The following is a 12,188-nucleotide window of genomic DNA, read 5'->3' on the forward strand; positions in this document are numbered from 1 at the left end:
TCCTTTTCCAGAGACATCGACGAATTGAATCGATCTGCGTGAGCGTCACGCGGAATGCGCGTCTACGCGCTTTGGAGAGGAAGAATGGCGACAGGTACTGTGAAGTGGTTCAACGGCCAGAAGGGCTTTGGATTCATTCAACCCGACGACGGCGGCAATGACGTGTTCGTTCACGTCAGCGCAGTCGAGCGGGCTGGTCTTGCGGGTCTCGCCGAGGGCCAGAAGGTCAACTTCGAGACCAAGACCGACAAGATGCGAGGCAAGGTCAGCGCTGAGAATCTCTCGCTGGCTTGAGCTCTGGACTGCCGTTTCACGGATGTACTGAAACGGCCATGCGACCCGCTCGATCCCTGGGATTGAGCGGGTTTTCTCCGTTGCCGGGCAGGGTGAAAGATGAGCGCCAAGATGAGCGCCAAGAGATGAGCGCCAGGAAATCGGCCGAACCGTCCCCGGAATCCATCGCGCGGTCCGAGCGTCAGCGCCTGGCCGCTGAAGAAGGTGCACGCGCGATCGCGGATGTCGAAAGACGGGCGATCGACGTTCGCAAGAACATGGCGCGGCTTCGCGGGCTGCGTGAGGCCAAGGAAGCCGCTGAGCAAGCGGCCGAGGCCGACGTTCGCGCATCGTTGCCCGCGCCAGCACCGAAGAAGCGGATGAGGAAATTGCCGCGATAGCCGAACTCGACAGCGTCGGCGAAATCTGGGGAAGGCCGGTCACATGCCGAGGAGTACGGGTCGTGCCTAGGATCAAGCCGGACGACGGCGGTACAATCACCTTCTTTCTCGCGCTCGGCGCAGGCCGACAGCTATGCCGTCTTGCGACGACGTTTCAGACGCAGAGGCAGGCCTTCAGCTATCTTCAGAAGTACCGGACGGAGTTCGAGCGTATCGCGCGGGCGCGACTGGCTTCCGGCGAGCTCGAGGACGGCGTCGTCGTCCTCTCGATGCTCTAAATCGCGCGGGCTCAGCATGCGGGGGAGAGGCAGACCACGCAAAGTGCGCCGACAGCGCAGCTTCGACCTCGGCAGCTCTATGGTCCGTCAGATTCAGTCCCTCTTCGTCCACGGCGAGTGCCTTGCCGTCCCTGATGTCGAAGTAATAATGCGGCACCGGCATTGCCTTATCTGGGACGATGTCCCCGCTGGGCTTCTCGAGCTAGCCGTTCCGCTTTCAGGCGCTCGCGATTTTCATGAAGAGACTGTTGCGCCTTCGCATAGTCGGTCATCGGCTTCTTGGTCTCGACCGGCTTGAATGCCTTGTGGGCCTCCCGCAGAGCCCGGGACGCGGGATGATCTCTCGTCATTTCGACCTCGATTGGATGGATAGGCGCGATCTCGAAACGCGCCGGACCCGGCGTGTCCGGCTCGCGGCCGGTAGCGATCGACTTGTCGTCGGATGGCCGCCTGCGCTCCCACGGGCGCACCGGTGCAGAGAACAACGGGGCAGGACCCCGTCTGTTCCCTGGAGCCGGCCTTAATTCGGCGTCGATCGCTTGCCGGAGGATCGCAGTGCTATCGTCTGGCGCCAACGAAAAGGCCGCCGCAACTGTAGGCCGCAGGCTGGTAGCGTGTGGGACAGAACGTTCGCTTTTCCCGACGATGGCATAGTACCCCTGTTTTGCCCGACGGGTCAAAGCTATTTTCGCAGAATCAGAAATTTCCCCTGGTGCCAAGGGGGTGGCTACTGTGCATGGGGTTGTTTTGCCACTTTTTAGTTTGCGCCCTGCGGCTTCACGCCTTCGCAAGCAAAAAGGGCCGCCCCTTCGGGCGGCCCTTTCGTCGTTCTCTGACAGACTCGCTTACTCGGCGGCCTGCTTCTGCGGCGGGTCGAGCGCGCCGGACTTGTGGATGTCGGCGACCTGGTGATCGCTGAAGCCGAGCACCGAGCGCAGGATCTCGTCGGTGTGCTCGCCGAGCAGCGGCGAGCGGGTCACTTCGGCCGGCGAGTCCGACAGCTTGATCGGGTTGCCGACCGAGATGTACTTGCCGCGGGTGGGGTGGTCGACCTCGACCACGGTGCCGGTCGCGCGCAGCGACTGGTCTTCCGCGATCTCCTTCATCGACAGGATCGGACCGCAGGGGATGTCGTCCTTGTTGAGGATCTCCATCGCCTCGAACTTGGTCTTGGTCATCGTCCACTGCTCGATGCGGGCGAAGATCTCGTTGAGCCGGGGCAGGCGGGCCGGGGGCTTGGCGTAGTTCGGATCGGTCTTCCAGGTCGGCTCGCCGATCACGTCGCAGATCTTCTCCCAGACCGGGGCCTGGGTGATGAAGTAGATGTAGGCGTTGGGATCAGTCTCCCAGCCCTTGCACTTCAGGATGCGGCCGGGCTGGCCGCCGCCGGAATCGTTGCCGGCGCGCGGCACGGCATCGCCGAACGGAATGCCTTCGCCGAACTGGCTGTATTCCTTCAAGGGGCCGTGGGCGAGGCGCTGCTGGTCGCGCAGCTTGACGCGGGCGAGGTTGAGCACGCCGTCCTGCATCGCGGCGGTGACGCGCTGGCCCTTGCCCGAATGCGTGCGCTGATAGAGCGCGGTGACGATGCCGAGCGCCAGGTGCAGGCCGGTGCCGGAATCGCCGATCTGCGCGCCGGTGACGAGCGGCAGGCCGTCGCGGAAGCCGGTGGTGGAGGCGGCGCCGCCGGTGCACTGCGCGACGTTCTCATAGACCTTGCAGTCTTCGTACGGTCCCGGGCCGAAGCCCTTGATCGAGGCGACGATCATCTTCGGGTTGATCGACTGGATCTTCTCCCAGGGGAAGCCCATGCGATCGAGCACGCCGGGGCCGAAATTCTCGACCAGCACGTCGCACTTCTTGATCAGCTCGGTGAGGACTTCCTTGCCCTTGGGGTTCTTGGTGTCGAGCGTGATCGAGCGCTTGTTGTGGTTGAGCATGGTGAAATACAGGCTGTCCACGTTCGGGATGTCCTGCAGCTGGCCGCGGGTGATGTCACCCACGCCCGGGCGTTCCACCTTGATCACGTCGGCGCCGAACCAGGCCAGCAGCTGCGTGCAGGTCGGTCCGGACTGGACGTGGGTGAAGTCGAGAATGCGAACGCCCTCGAGCGCTTTGGTCATTAGGTTGCTCCGTACTCTGTCTGCCCCTGCACCCGGCAGGGAATAAGGGTTGAGGGGTGGACTTACTTCTTCTTCTGCAGGACGCTCTGCGGATTGAGGTTGCCGATGCGGCCGCTCTCCGAGCCCGCGGCCGGATCGATCACCGCGTTGATGAGCGTCGGCTTGCCGGACTTCATGGCCTCGTTCACGGCGCGCTTGAGCTCGTCGGGCGAGGTGGCGTTCACGCCGACGCCGCCGAAGGCTTCCATCATCTTGTCGTAGCGCGCGCCCTTGACGAACACGGTGGTCGCCGGATCGTCGTTGGCGCCGTTGACGTCGGTGCCGCGATAGATGCCGTCATTGTTGAAGATGACGACGCAGATCGGCAGGTTGTAGCGGCAGATGGTCTCGACCTCCATGCCGGAGAAGCCGAACGCCGAGTCGCCTTCCACCGCGAGCACGGGATGGCCGGTCTCGAGCGCAGCCGCGATCGCCTGGCCCATGCCGATGCCCATCACGCCCCAGGTGCCGACGTCGAGACGCTTGCGCGGCTTGTACATGTCGATGACGCCGCGGGCGAGGTCGAGCGTGTTGGCGCCTTCGTTGACGAGGATCGCCTCGGGATACTCCTTGATGACGTTCTTCAAGACGCCGAGCGCGCCGTGATAGTCCATCGGCGACTTGTTGTTCATGAGCTTCGGCGCCATCTTGGCGACGTTCTCTTCGCGCTTGGTCGAGACGGCCTTGGTCCAGTCGGCCGGCGCGGTCCAACCCGCACCGATGGCCTGGTTGAAGGCCGAGACCACCGAGCCGATGTCGCCGACGACGGGCGCGACGATCTCGACGTTGGAGTCCATCTCACGCGGTTCGATATCGACCTGGATGAACTTCTTCGGCGTTTCGCCCCAGCTCTTGCCCTTGCCGTGGGAGAGCAGCCAGTTCAGCCGCGCGCCGATCAGCATGACGACGTCGGAATCCTTCAGCACGGTCGAGCGGGCCGCGCCGGCGCACTGCGGATGCGTGTCGGGGAGCAGGCCCTTGGCCATGCTCATCGGGAGGAACGGCACGCCGCTCTTCTCGATGAAGCTCTTGATCTCCTCATCGGCCTGCGCGTAGGCCGCGCCCTTGCCGAGGATGATGAGCGGACGCTTGGCGCTCTTGAGCACGTCGAGCGCGCGCTTGACCGAAGCGGGCGAGGGGATCTGCGCGGGCGCAGCGTCGATCACCTTGACCAGCGACTTCTGGCCGGCTTCGGCGTTCATCACCTGACCGAACAGTTTTGCCGGCAGGTCGAGATAGACGCCGCCCGGACGGCCCGAGACCGCGGCGCGGATGGCGCGGGCGAAGCCGATGCCGATGTCCTGGGCGTGCAGCACGCGATAGGCCGCCTTGCACAGCGGCTTTGCGATCGCGAGCTGGTCCATTTCCTCGTAGTCGCCCTGCTGGAGGTCGACGATCTCGCGCTCGGAGGAGCCCGAGACCAGGATCATCGGGTAGCAGTTGGTGGTGGCGTGGGCGAGCGCGGTGAGGCCGTTGAGGAAGCCGGGCGCCGACACCGTGAGGCAGACGCCGGGCTTCTTGGTGAGGTAGCCGGCGATGCCTGCGGCGTAGCCGGCGTTCTGCTCGTGGCGGAAGGAGATCACGCGAATGCCGGCGGCCTGCGCCATGCGGCCCAAATCCGTGATCGGGATGCCCGGCACATTATAGATGGTGTTGATGCCGTTCAGCTTGAGCGCGTCGATGACGAGATGGAAGCCATCCGTCAGCTCCTGCTCGGTGCCCGGTGCTTCGGACTTGGTCGCGGTATTCAGCATGGGCCTTGTCTCCCTGGTCTCAAGTAACGGGGCGAATTTTTCGCCCTTCTGGTGAACGTTGCTAAGTGAAGAGTTCCTGGCCGTGCGCTTCGACGTAAGCGGCAAGGCCAAGGGTGTGGTCGCGGGCGCGCTTCTCGGCGAGCTCGGTATCGCGCGCTTCGAGCGCTTCGATCATGCCGAGATGCTCGGGCAGCGAGGTCGCGGTGCGGTCCTTGCGTCCGATGGTCAGTTGGCGGTAGCCGCGCACGTGCAGCAGCAGGTCGTTGGTGAGATCGACCAGCACCGGCGATTCCGACAGCGAGATCAGCGCTTGGTGGAAGGCGATGTTGGCCTTGGAATACTCCTCCACATGATCCTCGGGCAGGCGGTCCTTGCCGAAGTCCTTGAAGAAGTCGCGCAGCGCGGTGATGTCCTTCTTGCGCGCGGTGGTGGTGATGAGGCGCGCGGCCATGCTCTCCAGCGCCGCCCAGGCGCGGATCATGTCGACGATCTCGCTCTTGGTCCTGCGCACCACCATGATGCCGCGGCGCGGCACGGTCTTCACGAAACCGTCCTGCTCGAGCATCGCGATGGCTTCGCGGATCGGCGTGCGGCTCACACCCAGGCGTTCGGACAACGCGCGCTCGTCGAGCATCACCGGCTCGGGCGTCGAATAGATGTCCATCTTGAGGATGGCTTCCTTCAAGGCGTCATACGCCTTGTTCTTGAAGCTGCTCTCCGGGGCAATACGAACGATTGCGATGTCTGCCTCGGCCATGTTCGGCAACGCCTTGGTTGGTTTCCGTAGTGACACGACGAATCTCCTCCAGTGGGAGTCGTCTTTTACAGGAATATTAACGGGAAAGTTTTTGGCATACCACATGCCAGAATGTCAAGCTGGCTATTTTTTGCGGCGTTCTAAGGTGCGCCGCGACTTGACAAGTTGGCTTCTGGCATACCAAATGCCATCGCCAGCCATTTTTGATCCAAGCCGGCGGAGTAGTCTCAGGCTTTATGCCACTCCGTTCCGCGGCATGGAACAGAGCGCGGCGAATGGCAAGCATCACGGGCGGCCGCAACACGCGCGCGCTTTGCAAAGAACGAACTCAGGTCAAGGGAGAAGCCATATGTCCAATTCCAAAGATGCCGTCCGCAAGGTGCTCGACCAGGTCAAGGCGGACAACCGCACCAGCCTGACGGCGCCGGAAGGCAAGCTGGTCTGCGACGCCTACGGCATTCCGGTTCCGAAGGAAGGCGTGGCCAAGTCGGCGGGCGAGGCCGGCAAGATGGCTTCGTCCATGGGCTTCCCCGTCGTGATGAAGATCGTCTCGCCGGACATTCTCCACAAGACCGAAGCCGGCGGCGTCATCGTCGGCCTCAAGACGGCCGAGGAGGCCGAGAAGGCCTACGAGACCATTCTCGGTAACGCCAAGAAGTACAAGGCCGACGCCAAGATCGACGGCGTCCAGGTCCAGCAGATGCTGGCCGGCGGCACCGAGGTCATCGTCGGCTCGATCACCGACGGCTCGTTCGGCAAGCTGGTCGCCTTCGGCCTGGGCGGCGTGCTGGTCGAAGTGCTGAAGGACATCACCTTCCGCCTCGCGCCCGCGACCAAGGAAGACGCGCTCTCGATGCTCGACGGCATCCAGGCGCATGAGATTTTGAAGGGCGTTCGTGGCGGCGAGCCGGTGAACCGGACGGCGCTCGCCGACGTCATCGTCAAGGTCTCGCAGCTCGTCACCGATTTCCCCGAGATCGTCGAGCTCGACCTCAACCCGGTGTTCGCGACGGCGAAGAGCGCGATCGCCGCCGACGTCCGCATCGTCGTCGACTTCGCCTATGTGCCGAAGCCCAAGCCGCGCCCGACCGAAGAGATCGTCGCGGCCATGAACCGCATCATGCAGCCGAAGGCGGTCGCCGTGGTCGGCGCCTCCGCGGAGGATGGCAAGATCGGCAACTCCGTGATGAAGAACCTCATCAATGGCGGCTACAAGGGCGAGATCTATCCGATCCATCCCAAGGCCGCCGAGATCCTCGGCTACAAGGCCTATAAGAGCGTCAAGGACGTGCCGGGCGTGATCGACACCGCGGTGTTCGCGATCCCTGCCAAGTTCGTGGCGGCGGCGCTGACTGAATGCGGCGAGAAGAAAATCCCGGGCGCGGTGCTGATTCCGTCAGGCTTCGCTGAAGCCGGCGCGCCGGAGCTGCAGGCCGAGATCGTCGAGGTCGGCAAGAAGTACGACATCCGCCTGATGGGGCCGAACATCTACGGCTTCTACTATACGCCGGCCAACCTCTGCGCGACCTTCTGCACCGCCTATGACGTCAAGGGCCACGCAGCGCTGTCGTCGCAGTCGGGCGGCATCGGCATGGCCATCATCGGCTTCTCGCGCTCGGCGAAAATGGGTGTGTCGGCGATCGTCGGTCTCGGCAACAAGTCCGACATCGATGAGGACGATCTGCTCGCCTTCTTCGAGCAGGACCCGAACACCAACCTGATCGCGCAGCACTGCGAAGACCTCAAGGACGGTCGCGCCTTTGCGGAAGCCGCCAAGCGCGTCTCCAAGAAGAAGCCGGTCGTCGTGCTCAAGGCCGGCCGCACCTCGGCGGGTGCGAAGGCGGCGTCCTCGCACACCGGCGCGCTCGCCGGCAACGACCGCATCTACGAGGACGTGTTCAAGCAGTCCGGCGTGATCCGCGCCCGCTCCCTGCGCCAGCTGCTCGAGTTCGCCCGTGGCGTGCCGGTGCTGCCGACGCCGAAGGGCGAGAACGTGCTGATCATCACCGGCGCGGGCGGCTCGGGCGTGCTGCTGTCGGACTCCTGCGTCGACAACGGCCTGTCGCTGATGTCGATGCCGCCGGATCTCGACGCGGCCTTCCGCAAGTTCATCCCGCCGTTCGGTGCGGCCGGAAATCCTGTGGATATCACCGGCGGCGAGCCGCCGATCACCTACGTCAACACCGTGAAGCTCGGCCTGTCGGATGAGCGCATCCATGCGCTGATCCTCGGCTACTGGCACACCATCGTCACCCCGCCGATGGTGTTCGCCCGCAACATGGTCGAGGTGAAGAAGGAGATGGAGGCCAAGGGCTTTGTGAAGCCCATGGTCGCCTCGCTCGCCGGCGACGTCGAAGTCGAGGAAGCCGCCGAATATCTCTATCAGCACGGCATCCCGGCTTATGCTTATTCGACCGAGCTTCCGGTCGAGGTGCTCGGTGCCAAGTACAAGTGGGCGCGCGGGGCAGGGCTGCTCTGAGCCTAACTCTCCTGTCATCCCGGGGCGACGCGCAGCGTCGAACCCGGGATCTCGAGATTCCGGGTCTGGTACGCCGGGCCCGCGCTGCGCGCAGTCCCGGCGCACCATCCCGGAATGACGGACGCACGCGATGAGCAAGAACGTGATCCGGCGCAAATCGCTCGAAGCCCGGCCGCCATCGGAGGCCGAGCACGAGGCGCGTGACGGCGGCGTGCAGTCTGTCGACCGTGCGCTGTCGATTCTCGAAACCCTGGCCGAGGACGACGAGGGCTACCGCCTCAGCGATCTTGCCGTCCGCACTGGCCTGTCGGCCTCGACCGTGCACCGGCTGCTGGCGACGCTTGAAAGCCGCCGCTTCGTGCAGTTCGACCGCGCCCAATCCAAATGGCATGTCGGCGTGCGCAGCTTCACGGTGGGCGCCAGCTTCGCCCGGCGGCGCAATTTCTCGGCGCAGGCCGTTCCTTACTTGCGCAAGCTGCGCGATCTCACCCGCGAAACCGCCAATCTCGCCGTCGTCGACGACGAGTTCATCATCGTGCTGACCCGCATGGAGAGCCGCGAGATTATGCGCTCGCTGACCAAGGTCGGCGGCCGCGTCCCCATGGTGACGTCGGGCGTCGGCAAGGCGGTGCTCGCGACCTATTCGGACGAGGATGTCGGCGCGGTGATCCGCCATCACGGCATGCCGCGCCTGACCGAAAAGTCGATCGTGCGGCCGAGCGACCTGTTCAGGGAGCTCGAAAAAATCCGCAAGCAGGGCTATGCGGTCGACGATGAGGAGGCCTCTATGGGCCTGCGCTGTATTGCCGCAGTCGTCTACAGCGACTGCGCCGAGCCGCTGGCCGCGATCTCCGTCTCCGGCATGACCAGCCGCCTGACCGACGACAGGCTGCCGGAAATCGGCCAAATCGTGCGCGAAGTCGCTGCCGAGCTGACCGTCGCGCTCGGCGGGGTGATGCCGACCTCCGGCTAACCGGGAACCCAGGCCTGTCGCTGGACAGCATCGGCCGTTTTGGCTGATATGCGACCAAACGACACAATGCGGCAAACGATCAACACGTCCGCACCAGCCTGGAGAATGCCCCCATGTTTCAATTTCCCGCGCGCCTTGCCGGCGCAGCCGTCGCGCTGACCCTTGCGGCAGCCACACCGGGGTTTGCCCAGCAGCTCGAGCTCAAGCTGATGGCGCCGGCGGCCCCGGGCGGGGGCTGGGACCAGACCGCGCGCTCGATGCAGCAGGCGCTGGTGGCGTCCGGCGTCGCGCGCAGCGTGCAGGTCACCAACGTTCCCGGCGCCGGCGGCAGCGTCGGCATCGCCCAGTTCGTCAACGGCGCCAAGGGCGACGGCAACCAGATGATGGTCAACGGCTTCGTCATGGTCGGCGCGCTCGCCATGAACAAGTCGCCCGTCACGCTGGAGCAGGTGACGCCGATCGCGCGCCTCACCGAGGAAATCCAGGTGATCGTGGTGCCCGCGAATTCGCCGATCAAGACTGCGCAGGACCTCGCCGCCGCGGTGAAGGCCGATATCGCCAAGGTGACCTTCGCCGGCGGTTCGGCCGGCGGCGTCGATCATGTGATGGCGGCGCTGTTCGCCGGCGCTGTCGGCGCCGACGCCAAGAAGATCAACTACATCCCGTTCTCCGGCGGCGGCGAGTCGCTCGCCGCGATCCTCGGCGGCAAGGTCACTGCAGGCATTTCGGGGCTCAGCGAATATGAAGGGCAGATCAAGTCCGGCAAGCTGCGCGCGATCGGCGTGACCTCGGAGAAGCGCATCGCAGGCAGCGACATCCCGACCTTCAGGGAGCAAGGCATCGACCTCGTGATCGCCAACTGGCGCTCGGTGGTCGCGCCTCCCGGCATCACGCCGGAGCAGAAGAAGACCCTGAGCGACGCGGTCGAGAAGATGGTGAAATCGGACGCCTGGAAGGAGATCCTCAAGCAGAAGGGCTGGGAGGACGCCTATCTCGGCGGCGACGCCTTCGCCGACTTCCTGAAGAAGGAAACGGTGCGCGTCACCGACGTGCTGAAATCGGTTGGCCTCGTCAAATCATGAGCTCAGGCGATCCTGCGCAGCCGCGGCGCGTCGATCGCGCCGGCATTGTCATCGCTGCACTGCTCGCCGTGCTTGCGGCCGTGCTGGTCTGGGACGCGCGCGGCCTGCAATCCGCCGCGATGTACGGCATGGGGCCGGAGGCGATGCCGGTCGTCGTCGCCAGCGGCCTTGCGCTGCTCGCAATCGGCAATTTCATCGATGCGATGCGCGGCAATTTGCCGGCGCGCGAGAGTGCCGATCCCGTACCTGTCGTCCTGATCCTCGTCGGCCTTGCGCTGCTGATCGCCATCATCGGCTTCGGCGGCGGCTTCATCCTGGCAACGTCGGCGCTGTTCGTGACGACGTCTACGGCCTTTGGGCGCCGCGCCGTCCTCGTCGACAGCGTCATCGCCCTCGTGATGTCGACCCTCATCTATCTCGCCTTTGACCGGTTGTTGACGCTGAGCCTTCCGGCCGGCCCCCTGGAGCGACTGCTGTGATGGACACTTTTGCCGCCCTGGCGCACGGCATGGCGGTCGCCGTCCAGCCGATGAACCTGCTTTATGCGCTGATCGGCGTGTTCCTTGGTACGGCCGTCGGCGTGCTGCCCGGCATCGGCCCCGCGCTGACGGTCGCGCTGCTTCTACCCGTCACCTACAAGCTCGACCCCGGCGGCTCGCTGATCATGTTCGCCGGCATCTATTATGGCGGCATGTATGGCGGATCGACCACCGCGATCCTGATCAACACGCCGGGCGAGAGCGCCTCGATGGCGACCGCGCTCGAAGGCAACAAGATGGCCAAGGCCGGCCGCGGCGGGCCGGCGCTTGCGACATCCGCGATCGGCTCCTTCGTCGCCGGCACCATCGCCACCATCGGGCTCGCGTTTCTCGCGCCGTGGCTGGTCGATTTCGCCGTGCGTTTCGGCCCCGAGGATTACTTCGCGCTGATGTGCGTCGCCTTCGTCACGGTCTCGGCGACCTTCGGCGATTCCCCGATCCGCGGCCTCACCAGCCTGTTTATCGGCCTGACGCTCGGCCTCGTCGGCATCGACAAGCTGACGGGGCAGGCGCGGCTTGCGTTCGGCGTCCCTGAGCTGCTCGACGGCGTCGAGGTGACGACGCTCGCGGTCGGCCTGTTCGCGGTGGGCGAGGCGCTCTACGTCGCATCGCGCCGGCACCATACCGAGGAGAAGCTGGAGCCGGTGCGCGGCTCGCTATGGATGACGAAGGAAGACTGGAAGCGGTCATGGAAGCCGTGGCTGCGCGGCACCATGTTCGGCTTCCCGATCGGCGCGCTGCCCGCGGGCGGCGCGGAGATCCCGACCTTCCTGTCCTATTCCACCGAGAAGCGTCTCACCAAACATCCGGAAGAGTTCGGCAAGGGCGCGATCGAAGGCGTCGCCGGACCGGAAGCGGCCAATAATGCGTCGGCCGCCGGCACGCTGGTGCCGCTCTTGACGTTGGGTCTGCCGACCTCGGCGACCGCCGCGATGATGCTGGCGGGCTTCCAGCAATACGGCCTCAACCCGGGCCCGCTGCTGTTCGCCGAGCGGCCCGACCTCGTGTGGGGCCTGATCGCCAGCCTGTTCATCGCCAACATGATGCTGCTGGTGCTCAATTTGCCTCTGGTTGGCCTGTGGGTGCGGCTGCTCGCGATCCCGCAGCCGTGGCTCTATGCCGGCATCCTCGTGTTCGCCACCATGGGCACCATCGCGGCAAAGCCCTCGGTGGTCGAATTGTCGATGCTGGCCGGCTTCGGCGTGCTCGGCTTCCTGATGCGGCGGTTCGATTTTCCGATCGCGCCGGTCGTGGTCGGCCTGATCCTCGGCCCGATCGCCGAGAGCCAGCTCCGCCGCGCGCTCGCCATCAGCCTCGGCGACCCCATGACGCTGTTGCAGAGCCCGATCTCGGCAACGCTGCTCGGCGTCGCGCTGATTGCGCTGCTGGCCCCCTTCGTGCTCAAGGGGCTCGGCCGGTTCAAGGCGAACGAGGACTAGACGTTCCGACGCGTTGCGTCTTCAAATGCTGCGTCCATCTCGTTGAGGAAA

At 64.9% G+C, this 12,188-nt stretch carries 13 protein-coding genes; 8 read left to right on the forward strand and 5 right to left on the reverse strand.

Going from position 1 to position 12,188, the window contains the following annotated elements:
* Window positions 1-84: 84 nt before the first annotated feature.
* The 3 genes from JQ603_RS28015 to JQ603_RS28025 all read left to right on the forward strand — a co-directional run bounded on the left by JQ603_RS28015 (window position 85) and on the right by JQ603_RS28025 (window position 952).
* On the forward strand, window positions 85-294 hold the full coding sequence (locus JQ603_RS28015; protein WP_080135923.1) for a cold-shock protein: 210 nt from the start codon (window positions 85-87) through the stop codon (window positions 292-294).
* A 125-nt stretch (window positions 295-419) separates the two neighbouring features.
* Window positions 420-674: a transcriptional regulator gene (locus JQ603_RS28020; protein ID WP_212344035.1), complete on the forward strand. Its 255-nt coding sequence runs from the start codon at window positions 420-422 to the stop codon at window positions 672-674.
* Window positions 675-736: 62 nt separating this feature from the next.
* Window positions 737-952 (forward strand): hypothetical protein, encoded by a 216-nt coding sequence (locus tag JQ603_RS28025; protein ID WP_212344037.1) that lies wholly within the window; start codon window positions 737-739, stop codon window positions 950-952.
* Here JQ603_RS28025 and JQ603_RS38520 read toward each other — a convergent pair.
* The 5 genes from JQ603_RS38520 to JQ603_RS28040 all read right to left on the reverse strand — a co-directional run bounded on the left by JQ603_RS38520 (window position 849) and on the right by JQ603_RS28040 (window position 5,625).
* Entirely contained in the window at window positions 849-1,115 is a 267-nt protein-coding gene (locus tag JQ603_RS38520) for a DUF6894 family protein (protein ID WP_433996657.1), read from the reverse strand. The genes JQ603_RS28025 and JQ603_RS38520 overlap by 104 nt on opposite strands.
* Window positions 1,116-1,119: 4 nt before the next feature.
* Window positions 1,120-1,302, reverse strand: a complete 183-nt coding sequence (locus tag JQ603_RS38160) for a hypothetical protein (protein ID WP_245003930.1) — start codon at window positions 1,300-1,302, stop codon at window positions 1,120-1,122.
* A gap of 495 nt (window positions 1,303-1,797) precedes the next feature.
* Window positions 1,798-3,075 carry a formyl-CoA transferase gene (gene frc, locus JQ603_RS28030; RefSeq protein ID WP_212344039.1) on the reverse strand — a complete coding sequence of 426 codons (1,278 nt, stop codon included), beginning with the start codon at window positions 3,073-3,075 and terminating at the stop codon, window positions 1,798-1,800.
* A 62-nt stretch (window positions 3,076-3,137) separates the two neighbouring features.
* On the reverse strand, window positions 3,138-4,868 hold the full coding sequence (gene oxc, locus JQ603_RS28035) for an oxalyl-CoA decarboxylase (RefSeq protein WP_212344048.1): 1,731 nt from the start codon (window positions 4,866-4,868) through the stop codon (window positions 3,138-3,140).
* 61 nt (window positions 4,869-4,929) lie between these two features.
* Window positions 4,930-5,625, reverse strand: coding sequence for a GntR family transcriptional regulator (locus JQ603_RS28040; RefSeq protein WP_164936202.1), 696 nt, complete (start codon window positions 5,623-5,625; stop codon window positions 4,930-4,932).
* Window positions 5,626-5,974: 349 nt separating this feature from the next.
* On the opposite strand from JQ603_RS28040, the gene JQ603_RS28045 reads away from it, so the two are divergent.
* From JQ603_RS28045 to JQ603_RS28065, 5 genes are all read left to right on the forward strand, one after another.
* A complete protein-coding gene (locus JQ603_RS28045; RefSeq protein WP_212344050.1) occupies window positions 5,975-8,104 on the forward strand; it encodes an acetate--CoA ligase family protein in 2,130 nt (709 codons plus the stop codon).
* A 130-nt stretch (window positions 8,105-8,234) separates the two neighbouring features.
* On the forward strand, window positions 8,235-9,077 hold the full coding sequence (locus JQ603_RS28050; RefSeq protein WP_212344052.1) for an IclR family transcriptional regulator: 843 nt from the start codon (window positions 8,235-8,237) through the stop codon (window positions 9,075-9,077).
* Between the two features lie 113 nt (window positions 9,078-9,190).
* Entirely contained in the window at window positions 9,191-10,159 is a 969-nt protein-coding gene (locus JQ603_RS28055; protein WP_212344053.1) for a Bug family tripartite tricarboxylate transporter substrate binding protein, read from the forward strand.
* Entirely contained in the window at window positions 10,156-10,638 is a 483-nt protein-coding gene (locus JQ603_RS28060; RefSeq protein WP_212344054.1) for a tripartite tricarboxylate transporter TctB family protein, read from the forward strand. Before JQ603_RS28055 ends, JQ603_RS28060 begins: the two co-directional genes overlap by 4 nt.
* Window positions 10,638-12,137 carry a tripartite tricarboxylate transporter permease gene (locus tag JQ603_RS28065; protein WP_145680303.1) on the forward strand — a complete coding sequence of 500 codons (1,500 nt, stop codon included), beginning with the start codon at window positions 10,638-10,640 and terminating at the stop codon, window positions 12,135-12,137. Before JQ603_RS28060 ends, JQ603_RS28065 begins: the two co-directional genes overlap by 1 nt.
* Window positions 12,138-12,188 lie beyond the last annotated feature (51 nt).

The sequence above is a fragment of the Bradyrhizobium liaoningense genome, assembly GCF_018130825.1.
Lineage (GTDB): Bacteria > Pseudomonadota > Alphaproteobacteria > Rhizobiales > Xanthobacteraceae > Bradyrhizobium > Bradyrhizobium liaoningense_B.

What these genes read in the sequence shown, in the direction of transcription:
- JQ603_RS28015 (WP_080135923.1), top strand. Translation starts at nt 85, where the DNA reads ATGGCGACAGGTACTGTGAAGTGGTTCAACGGCCAGAAGGGCTTTGGA.
- JQ603_RS28020 (WP_212344035.1), top strand. Translation starts at nt 420, where the DNA reads ATGAGCGCCAGGAAATCGGCCGAACCGTCCCCGGAATCCATCGCGCGG.
- JQ603_RS38520 (WP_433996657.1), bottom strand. Translation starts at nt 1,115, where the DNA reads ATGCCGGTGCCGCATTATTACTTCGACATCAGGGACGGCAAGGCACTC.
- JQ603_RS38160 (WP_245003930.1), bottom strand. Translation starts at nt 1,302, where the DNA reads ATGACGAGAGATCATCCCGCGTCCCGGGCTCTGCGGGAGGCCCACAAG.
- frc (WP_212344039.1), bottom strand. Translation starts at nt 3,075, where the DNA reads ATGACCAAAGCGCTCGAGGGCGTTCGCATTCTCGACTTCACCCACGTC.
- oxc (WP_212344048.1), bottom strand. Translation starts at nt 4,868, where the DNA reads ATGCTGAATACCGCGACCAAGTCCGAAGCACCGGGCACCGAGCAGGAG.
- JQ603_RS28040 (WP_164936202.1), bottom strand. Translation starts at nt 5,625, where the DNA reads ATGGCCGAGGCAGACATCGCAATCGTTCGTATTGCCCCGGAGAGCAGC.
- JQ603_RS28045 (WP_212344050.1), top strand. Translation starts at nt 5,975, where the DNA reads ATGTCCAATTCCAAAGATGCCGTCCGCAAGGTGCTCGACCAGGTCAAG.
- JQ603_RS28050 (WP_212344052.1), top strand. Translation starts at nt 8,235, where the DNA reads ATGAGCAAGAACGTGATCCGGCGCAAATCGCTCGAAGCCCGGCCGCCA.
- JQ603_RS28055 (WP_212344053.1), top strand. Translation starts at nt 9,191, where the DNA reads ATGTTTCAATTTCCCGCGCGCCTTGCCGGCGCAGCCGTCGCGCTGACC.
- JQ603_RS28060 (WP_212344054.1), top strand. Translation starts at nt 10,156, where the DNA reads ATGAGCTCAGGCGATCCTGCGCAGCCGCGGCGCGTCGATCGCGCCGGC.
- JQ603_RS28065 (WP_145680303.1), top strand. Translation starts at nt 10,638, where the DNA reads ATGGACACTTTTGCCGCCCTGGCGCACGGCATGGCGGTCGCCGTCCAG.